At 69.9% G+C, this 16617-nt stretch carries 12 protein-coding genes; 4 read left to right on the forward strand and 8 right to left on the reverse strand.

The features are described from left to right. Positions 1–46 precede the first annotated feature (46 nt). Entirely contained in the window at positions 47–1474 is a 1428-nt protein-coding gene (locus tag ACQPYK_RS12830; protein WP_433254476.1) for an MFS transporter, read from the reverse strand. 25 nt (positions 1475–1499) lie between these two features. Beyond that, positions 1500–2180, reverse strand: a complete 681-nt coding sequence (gene wrbA / locus ACQPYK_RS12835) for an NAD(P)H:quinone oxidoreductase (protein WP_433254478.1) — start codon at positions 2178–2180, stop codon at positions 1500–1502. A 79-nt stretch (positions 2181–2259) separates the two neighbouring features. On the opposite strand from wrbA, the gene ACQPYK_RS12840 reads away from it, so the two are divergent. Beyond that, complete coding sequence (locus ACQPYK_RS12840) at positions 2260–2724, forward strand: MarR family winged helix-turn-helix transcriptional regulator (protein WP_433254480.1); 465 nt, start codon at positions 2260–2262, stop codon at positions 2722–2724. 290 nt (positions 2725–3014) lie between these two features. On the opposite strand, the gene ACQPYK_RS12845 is transcribed toward ACQPYK_RS12840, so the two are convergent. The 4 genes from ACQPYK_RS12845 to ACQPYK_RS12860 form a co-directional block, all read right to left on the reverse strand. Continuing rightward, entirely contained in the window at positions 3015–4037 is a 1023-nt protein-coding gene (locus tag ACQPYK_RS12845) for a hypothetical protein (RefSeq protein ID WP_433254482.1), read from the reverse strand. A 187-nt stretch (positions 4038–4224) separates the two neighbouring features. Next, positions 4225–5907: an SEL1-like repeat protein gene (locus ACQPYK_RS12850; RefSeq protein WP_433254485.1), complete on the reverse strand. Its 1683-nt coding sequence runs from the start codon at positions 5905–5907 to the stop codon at positions 4225–4227. A gap of 58 nt (positions 5908–5965) precedes the next feature. Further along, positions 5966–8062 (reverse strand): ThuA domain-containing protein, encoded by a 2097-nt coding sequence (locus ACQPYK_RS12855; protein WP_433254487.1) that lies wholly within the window; start codon positions 8060–8062, stop codon positions 5966–5968. A 163-nt stretch (positions 8063–8225) separates the two neighbouring features. Further along, entirely contained in the window at positions 8226–11042 is a 2817-nt protein-coding gene (locus tag ACQPYK_RS12860; RefSeq protein WP_433254489.1) for a PQQ-dependent sugar dehydrogenase, read from the reverse strand. Positions 11043–11795: 753 nt separating this feature from the next. On the opposite strand from ACQPYK_RS12860, the gene ACQPYK_RS12865 reads away from it, so the two are divergent. Further along, on the forward strand, positions 11796–12524 hold the full coding sequence (locus ACQPYK_RS12865) for a hypothetical protein (RefSeq protein WP_433254491.1): 729 nt from the start codon (positions 11796–11798) through the stop codon (positions 12522–12524). 106 nt (positions 12525–12630) lie between these two features. Here ACQPYK_RS12865 and ACQPYK_RS12870 read toward each other — a convergent pair whose 3' ends face one another. Beyond that, positions 12631–13209, reverse strand: coding sequence for an NADAR family protein (locus ACQPYK_RS12870; RefSeq protein ID WP_433254494.1), 579 nt, complete (start codon positions 13207–13209; stop codon positions 12631–12633). A gap of 259 nt (positions 13210–13468) precedes the next feature. On the opposite strand from ACQPYK_RS12870, the gene ACQPYK_RS12875 reads away from it, so the two are divergent. Then, on the forward strand, positions 13469–13687 hold the full coding sequence (locus ACQPYK_RS12875) for a hypothetical protein (protein WP_433254496.1): 219 nt from the start codon (positions 13469–13471) through the stop codon (positions 13685–13687). A 429-nt stretch (positions 13688–14116) separates the two neighbouring features. Further along, positions 14117–15742 (forward strand): ISL3 family transposase, encoded by a 1626-nt coding sequence (locus tag ACQPYK_RS12880; RefSeq protein WP_433258777.1) that lies wholly within the window; start codon positions 14117–14119, stop codon positions 15740–15742. Between the two features lie 146 nt (positions 15743–15888). Here ACQPYK_RS12880 and ACQPYK_RS12885 read toward each other — a convergent pair whose 3' ends face one another. Continuing rightward, positions 15889–16581: a maleylpyruvate isomerase family mycothiol-dependent enzyme gene (locus ACQPYK_RS12885; RefSeq protein WP_433254498.1), complete on the reverse strand. Its 693-nt coding sequence runs from the start codon at positions 16579–16581 to the stop codon at positions 15889–15891. Positions 16582–16617 lie beyond the last annotated feature (36 nt).

Raw genomic sequence — 16617 nt, forward strand, 5'->3', positions numbered from 1 at the left:
CTTCGCGGCGGCACAGGGGCGAGTGAGCACGCGGCGTCGCCGGCGGTCAGCCGCGCCGGTGCCGCGGCAGCAGCAGGCTGACCGCCGCGATGGCCAGGCCGAGGCCGGCCGCGATGAGGAAGACCAGGTCGTAGCCGGCGGCGAGGGCGTCGACCGGGGAACGCCCGTCGGCCTCCACCGCGGCTCTGGTGCCGGCGGCCGTCGCGAGCACCGCCAGGCCGATGGACCCGCCCACCTGACCGGCGGTGTTGGCCAGGCCGCCGATGATCCCCGCGTCGCCCTCGGGAGCGTCGGCGGTCGACGCGGCCATGAGGGTGGGGAAGGTCAGCCCGATGCCGACCGCGATGAGCAGCGTAGGCCCGAGCACGCTGGTGACGTAGCCGCTGTCGGCGTGGGCCAGGGAGAGCCAGCCGAAACCGGCCAGGAAACAGCCGCTGCCGGCCAGCGTAAGGGGGCGCACACCGGTTCGCGGTAGCAGGGCGGCGGCCCACCGCGCGATCACCATGAACGTCACCGCCGCGGGTGTCTGCCCGAGTCCGGCTTGAAGCGCACTGTAGCCGAGTACGTTCTGCAGGAAGAGCGACGTGAAGTACCACATCGCTATGGCGATTCCGCCGAACAGCAGCAGCATGCCGTTGCCGACGGCCACCCCCCGGATTCGGAACAGCCGCAGGGGAACCATCGGCTGGGTGGCGAAACGCGCCTCCACCACGGTGAAGACGACGAGCAGGAGCAGGCCCGCCACTACCGGCCCGACGACCGGCGCGGACGTCCAGCCATGGTCGGCGCTCTGCATGACCCCGTAGACCAGCGCGGCCAGCCCCGCCGTCCCCGTGACCGCGCCGGTGAGGTCGAGCGATTCCCGCCGGCCGGTTCGCGCGCCGGCCAGCGACATCATGGCCACTACGATCAGCACCGCGCCGATCGGCACGTTGATGAGGAAGACCCACCGCCACGACAGGCCGGTTGTGATGGCGCCGCCCGCGACCGCGCCGGCCATCCCGCCCACACCGCCCGAGGCGGACCACGCGCCGAACGCCTTGGCACGCGCGTCCGGCTCGGTGAAGGAGGTGTTGATCACGGCCAGCGTCGCCGGGGCCATCATGGCGGCTCCGATGCCCTGCGCGACGCGGGCCGCCACCAGGACCTCCGGAGCGGTTGCCAGGCCGCCGGCCAGACTCGAGGCGGAGAACAGCAACAGCCCGGCGGCCAGCATCCGGCGCGGGCCGAACAGGTCGGCGGCGCGGCCACCCAGCAGCATGAAGCCGGCGAAGGTGAGCAGGTAGCCGTTCACCACCCAGGCCAGGCCGGTGGGTGTGAAGCCGAGGTCCTCGCGGACCGAGGGCAGGGCGACGTTGACGATGGACGCGTCCAGGATCACCATGAACTGGCAGGCACACGCCAGCGACAGGACCAACCAGGCGGGGCCGGCGTGCGGCCTGGCCCGCTGAGTTGCGGTGCTGGTGCTTGTCATGACTTCCTCCTTGTCGATCCGCCGCTCACGCGGTCTGGGAGATCGTTGCGGCCATGGTTTCGCGGGAGTTCCCGTCGCCCGCGGCGGCGTCGGTGACGCGGCTGCCCCCCAGCAGCCGGATCGTGATCTGGGCCAGCCGCCGTCCCTGGTACCTGGCCGCGTCCAGCGCCGCGGCGTCAGGGCCGTCTCCGGTCGGGCCGGTCACAAGCGACGTGCCGTAGGGGTTGCCGCCGGCGGCGTACACGACCGGATCGGTGAATCCGGGCGGGACGATCAGCGCCCCCCAGTGGTAGAAGACGTTGCCCAGCGACAAGATCGTGGCCTCGCTGCCGCCGTGCCGGTTGAACGCCGAGGTGAATGCGGTCACCGGTTTGTCGGCCAGCCCGCCTTCCTGCCACAGCCCGCCGGCCTGGTCGATGAACTGCTTGAGCTGCGCGGCCGGTGCGCCGAACCGGGTCGGCGTCCCGAACGCGAACGCGTCGGCCCACGCCAGGTCCTCGACCGAGGCTTGGGCGATCGATGTGGCGGCGTCGGTGTGCCGCCGCCACAGCGGGTTCTGGTCGATCGCGCTGTCGGGCGCCAGTTCGGCGACCCGCCGCAGCCGCACCCCGGCCCCGGCCGAGGCGGCGCCCTCGGCGACGGCCTGCGCGAGTGCGTGCACATTGCCCGTCGCGCTGTAGTAGATGACTGCGACGTTCACGGTCATGTCCAGCTCCTCGATGTCATGTAGGATTAGTTACGCGGATAAATATTATGCACGTAACTAATTTCGTCAAGGAGAGCCCATGGACTTCGAGCAAGCCGACGCCCTCAACCAGGCCATCCGCCTCCTGAGCCTGCGCCACCGGGCCAGGGCCGCGGCGCTGCTGGCCCCGCTCGGCCTGCACCCCGGGCAGGAGGCGCTCCTGCTCGAGCTCGCCCGGACCGGCCCGATGATCCAGGCCCAGCTCAGCGAGGCGCTCGGCTGCGAGCCGCCCAGCGTCACGCTCATGACCCGCAAGCTCGAAGCCGCCGGCCACATCCGCCGCAAACCCGCCCCCTCCGACAAGCGCGCCAGCATCGTCGAACTCACCGACAGCGGCAGGGCGCTCGCCGACCAGGTCAAGCAGCTGTGGTGCGCTCTGGCGGAGGAGACCGTGACCGGCCTGCCCGCCGAAACGGTGGCGGAACTACCCGGCATCCTCAAGATCTTGACCGGCAACGTGGATACCAGGCGCCCCGCCATCCACACGGCCGCCGGCACGGTCTAGCCGTGGAATCCAGACGTACGGTCGGGGCTGGTCGTTCCAGGTTTTGATCCAGGCGCGGATGCCGGCGTTGAGTTCGCGTATGGAGCGGTGGGCACCGCGTTGACCTCTGACCAGGCGGACCTACTCCTGGCGGATGCGCCCGAGCCGGCGGATGCGTCCGAGCGGAAAGATCATTTCATCCGCGACCGCCAGGTGATCGCCGGGGCCGGGCGCCCTCCGGCACCCGGGGGATCGGCGCCGGGCCCTGCTCGGCCGGCCGGCCCGGCGCTCGGCCCGGGCCGATCCGGCGCTCACACGGGAGAGGTGACCTTGCCGAGCCAGGAGGCGGCCTCATCCGGGGAGAGGGGCCTGTCGATGCGCAGGAGCGGCCGCATCATCGGATAGAGCCGTCCGATGTTCCAGGTCCGCGGGTAGGGCGGCGGCTTGAGGACGACGACCCGTCTGCCCTCGAAGAACGGGATGTCCGCGGGCACCCCCTCGTTCCAGATCGCCGAGCCGTACCCGTCCACCAGGTTGAACTGACCCCGGATCGGCCACACCGCGGGTTCGAGCGGGCCGTCGACGGCCGACGCCACCCAGGTCGGGTCGGGCCGCTCGACTCCCAGGAAGTCGCCGAGCGCGTCGGCGAGCAGGGTGTGCAGCTGGAAGTTGTCGCCGATACCGCCGATGGTCAGTTCGTAACCGAGCCCCGTGGCGGGGTGCAGGACGAGCAGGGGCTCGTCGTCCAGTACGGCGAGCAGCCGGGTGGGCCAGTCCAGATCCTGGTCAACCGTCGTGGCGGTGGTGATCGCCGCGATGAGCCGCTCGCTGCCGGCCAGCCGGCGCCGGACCGCGCCGGACTTCTGCAGCATCGTGACGGCCGCCATCTTCCACTGGCCGATCTCGGCCCAGCCCTGAGCCAGCCGCTGGGCGTGCTCCTCTCCGACGAGGGGGGCGAGCACGGGGAGGGACATCTCGAAGGCCGTGCCCTCCATCGGCGGGAGCGGCTCGTCGGGAGCGGCGTCCTTCCAGACCGCGGCGTACTCGATGACCAGCTCCAACGCCTCGCTCAAGCCATCGGAGAGCTGCTCGGCGAGGGGCGCCGGGTCGGCTCCGAGCTCGGTGAGCCCGCCGAACAGTACGGCGAGCTGCGCCCGCAGCCCGATGGAGGGGATCACCTGGAAGAGGCCGGGGGCGCGGACCACGACATGGCTCAGCTCGTCGGGGCCCGCGTGCTGCGCCACCTGCCACAGACCGCCCATGGCCTCGAAGAGGCTTGGGACATCCCCGGCCTCGGCCGCACGGAGAAGATCATCATATTTATGATCAAGCATCGCAGAATGGTAGGGCATGTCCGGGTACGGAGGCCTTGTCCCGCCGTCCCGAAGCCGTCGTCCCGAAGCCGCCGTCCCGAAGCCGCCGTCCCGAAGCCGTCGTCCCGAAGCCGCCGTCTCGGAACCGTCGTCCCTGAGCCGTCGTCTCGGAGCCGCCCCCGGACCGTCGGCGGTGACGATCCACCCTCTATTCGGCGGCCGACGCGGCCTCCGCCTCGGCAAGCTCCTTCGCCGGGTCCACCATCCTGGCGAGCAGCTCCAGGTCTTGCGGGTCGTAGCGTCGCCTGACCTCCCGCCAGCGCCCGGCGGCGGTCCGCAGCAGTGGCACCGCCTCGGCGGATCGGCCAAGGCGGTGCAGCACCGTGCCGTAGTAGCCCGCCGCCTCGACGCCGTACGGGCGCTCGCGTCCCTCCTGCCAGGCATGTCGCAGCAGCGGTTCCGCCTCGGCGTAGGCGGCGCGCTGGGCTTTCAGCTTGCCCGCGAACATCGCGGCCAGACCCCCGCCGCTCTCGGCCGAGCGCAGGTACCAGCGCTCGGATTCCTGCCAGTCCTTGTGGTGGTCGGAGAGCAAACCCATGGCGAAACAGGCCTCGTGGTGACCGAGTTCGGCGGCTCGACGGTGCCAGTGGTCGCGTGGTTCGGGCTCGCGCAGCTCCTTGTACAGCTCGCCGAGCCGGAAGGCGGCTTCGGCGTCGCCCGCCTCCGCGGCCGGTTCGAACCAGCCGGTCATGTGGCGGGCGGAGGCGCCGCCCCAGCCGTGGAGCATCCGCCCGTAGGCGTATCCGGCCTGGACGTCGCCGGCCTCGGCGCGCTCGCGCAGCTCGGGCAGGCGGCGCAGGTCCCTGTAGGTCGGGACCTCGTCCTCCTCGCGCAGCCGGGCGACGGCGGCGAGCTGGTCCGCCACGTCCTCACCGTTCTCGCCGGCTTTGCGGAACCACAGCTCGGCCTCGTCGAACCGGCGCTGCCGCTTGCACAGGATGCCGAGGTTCCACTGGGCGGACTCGTGATCGGCGGCGGCCGCGTCCGCGTACCAGCGCTCGGCCTCCGCCAGGTCGCCGCGCTGCTCGTGGAGAACGCCGAGCACGTAGGCGGCACCGTCGTAGCCCTGCTCGTGGGCGCGCAGGAGGAGCTCGCGGGCTTCGGGCCAGCGGTCCCGCGTCCGTACCTCCTCGACGCGGATCGCGTGGTTGACGAGCGCGGTCGCGCTGCCGAGGGCGGCGGCCCTGCGGTAATAGCCCTCGGCCTCGTCGAGCAGGCCCGGGTAGTCCCGGAAGTGGCGCTCCATGTCGGACAGCGGGTACAACGCGTCGGCCGCGGCCTCCGCGTCGCCGTCCTCCTCGGCCGACGCGAGATCGGCGGCGACGAGATCGAAGTCGCCGCGTATCCTCTCGAAGAGCTCCACCCAGCGGAAGACGGCGATGTCACCGATGCCGGCATCGCTCATCAGGAACTTCGGCGCCTCGTCGAGTTCGCCCTCGCGGACGAGGAGCTTACCGAGCTCGATCTTGCAGCCGAGGTCGCCCATCTCCCACCCGCGCCGGAACCAGTGGGCGGCCTCGGGGTCGGCGTTCTCCCTGAGGAGGGTGCCGAGTCCGTACGCGCAGCCGGCGTCGGTCTCGGCGGCGCCGCGGTAGAGCCGCTCGGCGGCCGATCGATCCCCCCGGATCTTCCGGTAGCGGGCGAGGGTGAAGGCGGAGAAGGCGTCCCCGGCCGCCGCCGCCCGCTCCCAGTACGGGATGCTTTCGTCGATGTGCCCGCCCTGGACGAAAGCGCCGGTGAGACGGCGTGCCGTCTCCCGATCACCGGCTTGCGCGGCGGCGACGAGCTCCTCACCCTTGCTTCGCGGATCGCGTGGCGACTCATGTGTCATGGACGAATTGTCCCAGTTTGCCGCGAGTGACAGATCATCTCCGCGGTGAGGGCGACCGTTACGGGAGTGTCCATTTCTGGTTGGGCTGGTCGCGGCAGTCCCAGATGATCGTTTGGGTGCCGTCGGCGGAGGTGCCGCCTTCGACGTCCAGGCATCTGCCGGAGGCAGGGTTCTTCAGCGTGCCGTCGGCTTGGGCGGTCCAGTTCTGGGCGCCGGTGCCGTTGCAGGTCCACAGCTGGACCTTGGTGCCGTCGGCGGTGCCGGCTCCGGCGACGTCCAGGCATTTGCCCAGGGCTTTGAGGGTCTGGCCGTTGACCGTCCAGTTCTGGGCGCCGGTGCCGTTGCAGGTGTAGAGCTGGACCTTGGTGCCGTCGGCGGTGCCGGCTCCGGCGATGTCCAGGCACTTGCCCGCCAACCCCCTGACCGGACCGGTGCGGGTCGTCGGGACGCCTCGCACCAGGGTGAAGTCGTCCACGTCGAACAGGCCGGTGCCGGTGCCCGTATAGGTCAGATACACCGTCTGGACGCCCGGCGGCACGCCGGTCAGACCGGTCTGCACGTCGGCGAAGGTCTCCCATCCGCCGGTGTTGGGCACGTTCACGGTGCCGAGGATCGGGCCGGTGGCCGAACCGGTCCGGACCTGGATCGCACCGCCCGGGCCGCCGGAGACGACCCTCGCCCTGAACCCCGTCACGCCGGTCAGGTCGACGCCCGCGTACGACGACCAGTCGCCGGGGTCGATGGAGCCGAGTGTCCGGCCGCCGTGCGCGCCGGTCTTGCCGAACGGCGAGGCCCCGCTGACGCCGCTGTAGGACTCGGCCTCGATGGTGGCGTCCTGCGGCGTGCCGAGCTCTTTGACGCGGATGTGGCGGAACGCGGCGTCGTCGCCGTCTCCGTGGTTCTGGATGCCGATGTAACCCTGCCGCAGGCTGCGCGCCGGGTCGGTGTTGGTGAAGTCGTTGATCCTGGAGCCGTTGAGGAAGACCTGCACCCGCTCGCCTTCGACCAGCAGCTCGTAGGTGTTCCACTCTCCCGGCGGGTTCAGCGCGGCGTCCCGGGCGGCGAGGTCGGCCGACTTGAACCCGTAGACGGCGCCGGTGGTGCGGTCGGCGGAGTCGGTCGCGTCGATCTGTATCTCGTAGCCGTTGTCGACCGCCGACCAGGGGTCGTCGCTGGAGGGGAAGCCGACGAACACCCCCGAGTTGTCGTCGCCGTTGAGTCTCCAGTCCAGCTTCAGCGAGTAGGAGTGGAACTCCTTGGCCGAGTACCACATCATGCCCAGGCCTCCGAAGGAGGTGAGGGTGGCGTCCGCGCTGGTGAAACCGCCGGGGCCGGCCTGGGACCAGCCGGTCGTCGAGCCGTCGTACAACGTGGTGTATCCGGTCTCCGGCCGGCAGTCGGCCTTCGTCCTGCCGGCCGCGTACCGGATGCCGCCCAGCAGCTGAGCTCTGAAGGCGCCGTCGCCGTACGACTCGACGGTGTGGCCGCCGCCGGTGTAGAAGGACCGGCCGCCGCCCACGGCCTTGCACCACGTGGTGGGGTGGTCGCCGCCCATCGAGCCGCCCGAATAGGTCGTCTCGTCCAGGGTCGCGAGCACGTGCGCGCTGGAGCGAGGGTTGGTTCGGTAGTTGTACCACTCGTCGGTTCGAGGCCAGGTCCGGCCGAGATGCGAGGTCGCCGCGTGCGCCCGGTCCTCGACCTTGACGGTGGCCTGCTGGATCGCCGGATGCGAGGCGAACCACGCGCCTACGAGGTCGCCGTAGAAGGGCCAGCCGTATTCGGTGTCGGCGGCCGCGTGGACGCCCACGAAGCCCCTGCCCGAGGCGACATAGGACTCGAACGCGCTCTGCTGGCCGGCGTCGAGCACGTCGCCGGTGGTGTTGAGGAAGACCACGGCGGCGTACTGGCTCAGATTGGAAACGGTGAACGCGCCGCCGTTCTCGGTGGCGTCGACGGTGAAGTCGTTGGCCGCTCCCAGGTCACGGATGGCCTGCACGCCCGCGGCGATCGAGTCGTGCCGGAATCCGGCGGTCTTGGAGAACACGAGCACCTTGTAGGCGCCGTCGGCCGCCGTCGCCTGACCGGTGCCGGTGCCGGTGATGATCGTGATGGCCGCCACCGCCAGGGACAATCCCCGGCGCAGAAAGTCTCTCACTCTGCGTTCCCTTCTCGGGACGAAGCTGCTTTCAGAACGAAGCCGTCTCTGAGGACGAAGCCGCCTGTCGATATGAGGACTCCGGAGCGCTTCCGTTCCCGGCTCCGGTGGCGGGCCCGCCACCGCACGTGTACGGCACGGGCCCGCGGCGGGACGCCTCAGGTCACGGGAGTGTCCATTTCTGGTTGGGCTGGTCGTGGCAGTCCCAGATGATCGTTTGGGTGCCGTCGGCGGAGGTGCCGCCTTCGACGTCCAGGCATCTGCCGGAGGCGGGGTTCTTCAGCGTGCCGTCGGCTTGGGCGGTCCAGTTCTGGGCACCGGTGGCGTTGCAGGTCCACAGCTGGACCTTGGTGCCGTTGGCGGTGCCGGCTCCGGCGACGTCCAGGCATTTGCCCAGGGCTTTGAGGGTCTGGCCGTTGACCGTCCAGTTCTGGGCGCCGGTGCCGTTGCAGGTGTAGAGCTGGACCTTGGTGCCGTCGGCGGTGCCGGCTCCGGCGATGTCCAGGCACTTGCCCGCCAACCCCCTGACCGGACCGGTCCCGCCGGTCGACAGCGTGAAGGCGTCGAGGTCGTACAGCGCGCCGGAGCCGCCCTTGAACACCAGGTACAGAGTGGTGGTGGTGCCGGGTCCTTTCAGCAGGCCCGTGCTGACATCCTGGAACGTCTCCCAGCCGCCGGTCACCGGCACCGGGACCGAGCCGAGCAGAGTGCCGGTGCTGGAGCCGGCCCGCACCTCCAGCGTGCCGCCGGCGCCCGCGGACGAGACACGGGCGGTGATCGAGGTGACGCCGTCCAGCTGGTACGGCTGGAACGCGATCCAGTCACCGTTGTGGATGTTGCCGACCGTCTTGCCGCCCTCGGCGCCGGCGTGGTTGATGGGGTCCACCCCGGACGCCGAGCCGTAGTGCTCGGCCTGGCGGTGCTTCGGCTGCAGCGTCGCCTGGACGGTGCCCTTCAGGCCGCCCGCGTCGGTGTACTCCGCGGCCAGGACGCCGAAGGTGTTCGCCTCCGTGGAGTGCTCGCCGTCCACCTGGGTCGTGATCGATCCGGTGCAGCCGTTCCTCGAGGTGATCGCGTGCGCGTGGCTGTCGTGGCCCAGCAGGTAGGTCATCGTGACCTTGGAACAGTCGATCGAGCCGTCCTCGGGATCGGCCACCGTGATCGCGTACGAGATCGTGTCACCGAAGGTGAACGGCTGCCCGTTCCTCGGGGAGGTGATGGTGAGGGTGGGGGCGGTGTTGCCGACCGTGACGATCACGCTTGCGGTGCCGGTCGCGCCCTGCGGGTCGGTGACCTTCAGCGTGGCGGTGTAGGCGCCGTTGCCCGTGTAGGTGTGGGAGGGGTTCGCCGCCGTCGAGGTGCCGCCGTCGCCGAACGTCCACGAGTACGTGAGAGCGCCGCCCTCCGGGTCGGCGGAGCCGGCGGAGGAGAAGCCCACCGTCAGCGGTGCCTGCCCGGAGGTCCTGTCGGCCGCCGCCCTCGCGGTCGGCGCCCGGTTGCCGCCGGCGATGTACTCGACGCGGTACAGGGCCGAGTTGGCGTCGCCGCCGAAGTAGCCGGTGCCGTAGTCCAGGACGTACAGCGCGCCGTCGGGACCGAACGCCATGTCCATCACCTGCTTGCCCGAGAAGGGGAAGGCGCTGATGGCGCCCCGGGCGCCGTCCGAACCGACCTCGATGGCCTTGATCCAGCCCCGGCCGAACTCGCCCGCGAAGAAGACGCCGTTCAGGGTGGCGGGAAACTTCACCGTCGAGCTCGACGCGGCGTCGTGGCGGTAGACCGGACCGCCCATCGGGGACTCGGAGCCGCCGCCGAACTCCGGTGGCGAGCCGGAGTCGCCGCCGTACTTGATCCAGGCGGGCTTCGCGGGCGGCAGGGCGGGCCTGCCGGTGTTGCGGGGGGAGTTGTTCGCCGGCCCGCCGGCGCAGTCGTATCTGGCACCGGAGACGCCGGTGGCGAAGTCGTAGTCGTTGTACGTCTCGTTCGCGGTGTTGCCGCCGGTGCAGTACGGCCAGCCGTAGAAGCCGGGGCCGGTGATCCGGTTGAACTCGACCTGCCCGCTCGGCCCCCGGGAGGTGTTCGAGGCGCCCGCGTCCGGGCCGTAGTCGCCGAGGTAGACGACGCCGGTCGTCTTGTCCACGCTCATCCGGAACGGATTGCGAAATCCCATCGCGTAGATTTCGGGCTTGGTGCCCGAGGTGCCGGGCGGGAACATGTTCCCCGGAGGGATCGAGTAGCTCCCGTCGCCGTTCACCTTGATCCGCAGAACCTTGCCGCGCAGGTCGTTGGTGTTGGCCGCGGTGCGCTGCGCGTCGTAGACGGGGTTGCGGCCGGTGCGCTCGTCGAGTGGGCTGTATCCGTCGGAGTCGAACGGGTTCGAGTCGTCGCCCGTGGTCAGGTAGAGGTTTCCGGCGGCGTCGAAGTCGATGTCCCCGCCGACGTGGCAGCAGATGCCGCGGTCGGCCGGCACGTCGAGGATCTTCACCTCGCTGCCCGCCTGGAGCTTCCAGTCAGCGGTGAGGGTGAACCGCGACAGCCGGTTGACGCCCTGCCACGCCGACCAGTCGGAGCCGGTGGCCGGGGCGTCGCCGCCCGGGGTGGACAGCGGCGGCGCGTAGTAGAGGTAGATGCGCCGGTTGGCGGAGAAGGCGGGGTCCACCCCGACCCCCTGAAGGCCCTCTTCGTCGTGGCTGTACACCGGCAGCGTGCCGACCACGGAGGTGTCGCCGCCGGCGTCGGTGCGCCGGAGCGTGCCGTCGCGGGAGGTGTGGACGACCGAGTGGTCCGGCAGTACGGCGAGCGACATCGGCTCGCCCATCTCCGCCACGCCTTTGGCGAGGGTGACCTGCTGGTAGTCGGCCGGATCGACGACGACGGCGTGCGCCGCCGGAGCGCCGGCGGCCAGGGCGACCGTCGTGGCTCCGGCTGCGAGGAGGACGGCCAGGGCCGTTGTCGGTGTTCGTCTTCTCCTGTGCTGCACGGGGGCTCTCCAGGGGTGGGGGGTGTCACCCGGTACGGCGGTATCCGGGCATGGCCGGACGGCATGTGGGCGGACGGCGAGCGCGCCGCCGGAGGCTCAGGGGATGGGCCGGCAGGACGTCGTGGATGTCTTCAGGCGACGGTGCCCCGGCGGAGCGTCACGCGGGCTTCCAGCCACTGACCGCCGAGACCGTCGTGCACACCTCCGCACAGGCTGTTTGCGGGAAGTTACGAGGTGCTCTCTTTTGTAGTTCTTCCGCCGTGAATGTAGGAACTTACGCTGCCAGCGTCAATGGTTTCGACTGATATTTCATGACTTTTGCTGAATTGAGCATAAGTCGCCGCTCGGTGAACATTTCCCTGGGGCCCGTAAGAGTTGATCACGCTTGCGAGATCACCGACGCGGATACTCGGCCGTCGACGGTGATCGCCTGGTCAGGCGGGCCGTCCGTAAGAAGCGCCATGGCACCTGATCGGCCCTGCTCGAGAACACCCTGTCTGTGCGACTCAGGTGAAGACAGATCCGCGACATCGTCGCTGCAATGCCGAGCGCACTCGATGTCAACGGCCGCTTTTGCATGGCCACGGACACTCGATCGCCTCAGCGTCGGTTCACCAGGTCTCATGCCGTGCTGCGTGCGCGCCAGCGCATGCAGAGTCCGAGCTCGGTCCGTGCACCAAACCCTCACATCTGCAGCGCAACGCGCGCATACGTGTCTGCTTTGATGGCGGCGTGGCCGTCGATAATGGATCAATGTCGGGATGGGATGCAGCAAAGCGTCGGCTGTACGAAGTTTTCGGACACGTTGAGCGACCTGAGCGCGTGATCGGCTGTCCGCACTGCGTGGATCCAGGCGATGAGCTGTGCCTCTTGGCCGGGCCGGTCAGATCCGTGGAAGCCGCGTCGCTGGCCCGCTACGCCGCCAAGGCCCTCAACACGTGGGGTGGTGTCACCGAGTTCCGCTACTTTCTGCCGCGCCTGCTCGAATGCGCGGCAGAAGACGCCTTCACCTATCCGGATTCCGAGATCGTTTTCGGCAAGCTCGCCTCTGTCGACTGGCGGACCTGGCCGATTGACGAGCGCGATGCCATAGCAGGGTTCCTGAATGAATGGTGGCACGAAACGCTGCGCAACTACCCGGTCCGCCCTCCGGTCGACACGGTGCTGTGCTCCCTGGCCGCCACAGGCATGGATTTGACGCCCTGCCTCAGCGCTTGGAGCAAGCTCGACGCCGACCCGGCAATCAAGCACCTGCACGACTTCGTCCTGACCGGCCTGTCAGGCAGCCGCCTGACCAACGCCTTCTGGAACCGTCGAAGCTCCGCGTACCAGCAGGTCCTCGCCTGGGTCACGGGCGGGCCCGCTGCCGCAGCCGTAGAGACGGCGTTCGCCGAACAGACACGAGAGCCCATGCTCGAGCTGCTCGCCGCCGTCGAACCCGCTCTGCATCCGCCTCGTGAAAATCCCGACAGGGCGCGTTAGGGGTGCGAACTCCAGCCATCGTGCCGGTCACGACCGGAGAACGACGGAAGCCGATCGGCGTCGTCGATGAGGGTGATGGACAGGGCCGGGTGGTGCCGGATCCGGCTCAGCGCGCGGAGTCCAGGGCGTCGCGGGCGTCCATGAGGGCGAAACCGAGCAGGTTCAGGCCTCGCCACGTGGCGGGGGAGGCGGCGCGTTCGTCGTCGGCGGTGAGCCCGATGCCCCAGATCCGGTCCACCGGGCTGGCCTCGACCAGGACCCGGCCGCGGGTGCCGAGCAGGAAGTCCTTCAGCTCGGGACGTCCGCCGAACTTGGCGGTGCTGCCGCGCACCACGATCTCGTAGCGGTGTTCGTTCCACACGTCCTCGTCGAAGCCGCGGACCTGGCGGCCGAGCTTCTTGGCCTCGCCGGGATGTTCGGCGGCGAGGATCCGTGCCGCGGTCTCGTCGTCGCCGAACAGCCAGGCCTTGTGCGCCATCATGTAGTGCTCGGCCGATCGGAAGAGACGCCCCTGTGCGGTGAACGCCGCCTCCCACCACTGGCTGAGGCATCCGGCGCCGACACCACCGCCGCGCGGCGGCTGATGCCCCCAGAAGAACAGATAGCGCAACCGCCGGCCGTCTCGCTCGGCGGCGACGGCCTCGGCGACCGATCGGGGTGGGGTGATGAGGTCGGACACCGTCATACCGTGCCATGTACGGCCGCCGCGTGGCCAATGGGATCAGATCCAAGAAACAGCCCTTAGACCTCGGGCCGGGACGACCATGGTGGTCGGCGGGGGACCGGGTCGTTCCGGACCCCGGGGGCCCGCAGGCGGAGGAGACCGGACGGCCCGCACCCGCGAGACCCCGGCGGCCCGCAGGCGGGGGAGAGCGAACGACCCGCACGCGGGGAATTAAACGACCTGCGAACTGTCGGTGCGACAGGAAAGAATGGTTCGCATCATGGTTATCTCCCCTCCACTTCCCTTCGCCGCCACGATGTCCCAGAACGGCGACATCGTGGTCTTCTACCGCGGCCCCGAGCCGCGCATGACCTCGGAGCAGGCACTCCTGTTCGCCGACCAGCTCCGCGACATGGCGGCCGAACACCACGCGCAGAGCCGGTCCACCGGCTGGGCCGACATCACGGCGATGCCGGATGAGGAGACCGGGCGGGGGTGAGTTCCGCCGCGTGCCGCCAGGCCGGACACTGCCAGGCCGGACACTGCCAGGCAGGAACGCCGCACGGTGCCCATGCCGGGCTCATGCCGCGGATCCATGGCGGCCGGGGCGCCCCGGGGTGTCAGCGATCGTCTAATTGGGCTCTTGGTCACTCTCTGGGGAGCGGTGACTGTCCGCGATCCAAGGCCGTCAGCTTGAGCCGGCTCCATTGCGTGGAGCGAGCGGTGGTGGGTGGCTCAATTACGTGAAAGTCGCGATCATGTAACGCGGTGCGCGTGGCTGCGGCCGTTCCGTCACGATCTGGATCACCACGATCTGATCATCCGGAACGACCGCAGAGGGATCATTGTGCCGCTTGCCCCGTCCAACGACCAGGCCCGCCTCCTGGCAACTCTGTTCCCACAGCTCAATGGCCTGTCCGTGGAGCGAATGGAGGACCAGGGCGAGGGGGTACGGATCGTCGCGCGCACGCGTGCCGAAGGGGCCGAATGCCGTGGGTGCGGCCGGGCCTCATCGCGAGTGCACGACCGGTATCGGCGCCGGTTGCACGACCTGTCGTGCGGTGGGCGGCCGGTGCTGATCGAGCTGGAGGTCCGCCGGTTTGTCTGCGGCAACACCGGATGCCCGCTGACCACATTCGCCGAGCAGGTGAACGGGCTGACCGAACGGCATCAGCGGCGCACGGCCGGATTACGGGTCTTACTGGAACGGATCGCGCTGGCCTTGGCGGGCAGCGCGGGGAGCCGGCTGGCGCGTGTACTCGGCGTGATCGTCTCCCGGTGCACACTGCTCCGGCTGATCAGGGCACTGCCCGACCCCGAGGTGGGGCAGGTCGCCGTGCTGGGTGTCGATGACTGGGCCAAACGCAAAGGCCACTCCTACGCCAGCGTCCTGGTCGACCTGGCCGATGAGCACCGGCGGCACCGGATCATCGACGTGCTGCCCGACCGGGAGGCCGGCACGCTCACCGACTGGCTTCGCGCTCACCCCGGCGTCCGCGTGATCTGCCGAGATCGTGCCGGAGCCTACGCCGCCGGAGCCAGGCAGGGAGCGCCCGAAGCCCAGCAAGTGGCCGACAGGTTCCACCTGTGGCAAGACCTGGGCAAGGCGGTGGAGAAGACCGTCATCGCCCACCGTGCCCACCTGCGCGAACCGGAATCGGAACCCATGACGCAGGAAGAAGCGCAGGAGACGCCGCTCCCGCACGCTCAGCCGCACGACCCGGCAGCCGAGCCGATACCGCCACAGGACGGCGCTCACGACGTGCTGGGACGTGAACGCCCTGTGGTCGCCCGTCACCGGGAACGATACGCCGCCATCCACGCCCTGCTGGAGGAAGGCCACTCCAAGACCGAGATCGCCCGGCGGCTGGGGATCGGCCGCGCGACCGTCGGCCGGTTCACCCGAGCCCAGAACCTTGAGGAGGTCCTGTTCAAATCCACCCACCGCACCGGCACCCTCGACGGATTCAAGCCCTACCTCAACCAGCGCTGGAACGAAGGCCGCACCAACGCGAGCGTCCTGCACGCCGAACTCCAGGCCCGTGGATGGACCGGCAGTGTCCAATCCGTGCGCCGTTACCTACACCAATTCCGGGGAACCCCGCCCTCGCCCACGCGTCCGGACCCGAGCTGCGCACGACCCGCACCCGCAGCCCCGGCGCCGCCCAAGCCCCGACGCGTCATCCGGTGGATCATGACCCACCCCGACCACCTGACCGAACACGAGACCCAACACCTCGCCCGCATCCTGGAACGCAGCCCCGAACTGGCGGCCACCACACGACACGTCCGTGACTTCGCCACGATGATGACCGAACGCCAAGGCCATCGCCTGGGTGACTGGATCACCGCCGTCCGCACCGACGACCTGCCCGCCCTCCACTCCCTCGCCCGCGGCCTCGAACAGGACTACGACGCGGTCCGAGCCGGGCTCACCCTGACTTACTCATCCGGCGCCGTCGAAGGCATCATCTGCAAGATCAAATTCTGGAAGAGGCTCATGTTCGGCCGAGCCAATCTCGACCTGATCAGAAAGATCGCGCTGCTCAACTGAGCCAGGACGGTCACCCAACGTGACCGTCCCCAGAAAGTGACCAAGAGCCCAATAACGTGATCGCTGACACCCGGGGGAAGGCCGGTCAGGCCCGCAGGCCGTCGCGGGACCCGTACGGCTCGCGCAGGCCGTACCGGAAAGGTGGATCAGGGCCACGGGCCGAGCTCGGGCAGGTCGCCGGAGTCACTGCGGACCGGATGGTCCGGAGCCCGTCCGGCCAGCCAGGCGGCCAGGTCGTCCGTACGGCCCCGCACCGCGACGGTAGCGCCCGTCCCGGAGGTCCACCGGAGGTCCGCGTCGTCGGCGACCAGCGTCAGATGGGTCCCGGTGGGGGCGCGAGAGATGAGAAAGCCTGCGACGTGATCGCAGAACTCGACGGACCAGTCCGACGGCCGATAGCCGAGGTCGAGGTCGGTCAGGTGGATTCCGACCTCGCGCCAGCGGGCGTAGGCGGTGTCGAGCAGGGTGGCGTCGCGATAGCGGACGGGCAGGCTCCAGCCCTCCTCACCGGTTTCCTCCCACGCCGCTTCGAGGGCGGCGCATGCCGCGCCGGTGGCCTCGCGCAGCTCGTGCGCGGCACGGCCGGCGCCGCGTTCGATCGCGGCGTCGCGACCGGGACGCCCGCCGTCGTAGACGTCGACGAGCAGGCCTCGGCGGGCGTGGTCGGCCTGGCGGGCGAAGGCGTCGGCCAGGTCGGCCAGGTGGGTGATGACGTGCCCGCGGGACCATCCGGGCAGCGCGGATGGGGCCCGGACGTCGTCGTCGGTGAGGTCCGCGACGAGGGCGGTCAGCAGGCGATGCCCGTCGCGGACGCGGGTGACGAGTTCGGCCGGTGTCATGGACAGTAGGTTACTGGTTGAACCGGTAACATCAAT

Origin of the sequence: Streptosporangium sp. CA-135522, from assembly GCF_050949235.1 — a bacterium.
In the GTDB taxonomy this organism is placed as follows: Bacteria; Actinomycetota; Actinomycetes; order Streptosporangiales; family Streptosporangiaceae; genus Streptosporangium.

Coding starts and splice junctions, on each gene's coding strand:
- ACQPYK_RS12880 (WP_433258777.1), top strand. CDS start 14,117: ATGGAGGACCAGGGCGAGGGGGTACGGATCGTCGCGCGCACGCGTGCC.
- wrbA (WP_433254478.1), bottom strand. CDS start 2,180: ATGACCGTGAACGTCGCAGTCATCTACTACAGCGCGACGGGCAATGTG.
- ACQPYK_RS12845 (WP_433254482.1), bottom strand. CDS start 4,037: ATGCTTGATCATAAATATGATGATCTTCTCCGTGCGGCCGAGGCCGGG.
- ACQPYK_RS12870 (WP_433254494.1), bottom strand. CDS start 13,209: ATGACGGTGTCCGACCTCATCACCCCACCCCGATCGGTCGCCGAGGCC.
- ACQPYK_RS12875 (WP_433254496.1), top strand. CDS start 13,469: ATGGTTATCTCCCCTCCACTTCCCTTCGCCGCCACGATGTCCCAGAAC.
- ACQPYK_RS12840 (WP_433254480.1), top strand. CDS start 2,260: ATGGACTTCGAGCAAGCCGACGCCCTCAACCAGGCCATCCGCCTCCTG.
- ACQPYK_RS12850 (WP_433254485.1), bottom strand. CDS start 5,907: ATGACACATGAGTCGCCACGCGATCCGCGAAGCAAGGGTGAGGAGCTC.
- ACQPYK_RS12830 (WP_433254476.1), bottom strand. CDS start 1,474: ATGACAAGCACCAGCACCGCAACTCAGCGGGCCAGGCCGCACGCCGGC.
- ACQPYK_RS12885 (WP_433254498.1), bottom strand. CDS start 16,581: ATGACACCGGCCGAACTCGTCACCCGCGTCCGCGACGGGCATCGCCTG.
- ACQPYK_RS12865 (WP_433254491.1), top strand. CDS start 11,796: ATGTCGGGATGGGATGCAGCAAAGCGTCGGCTGTACGAAGTTTTCGGA.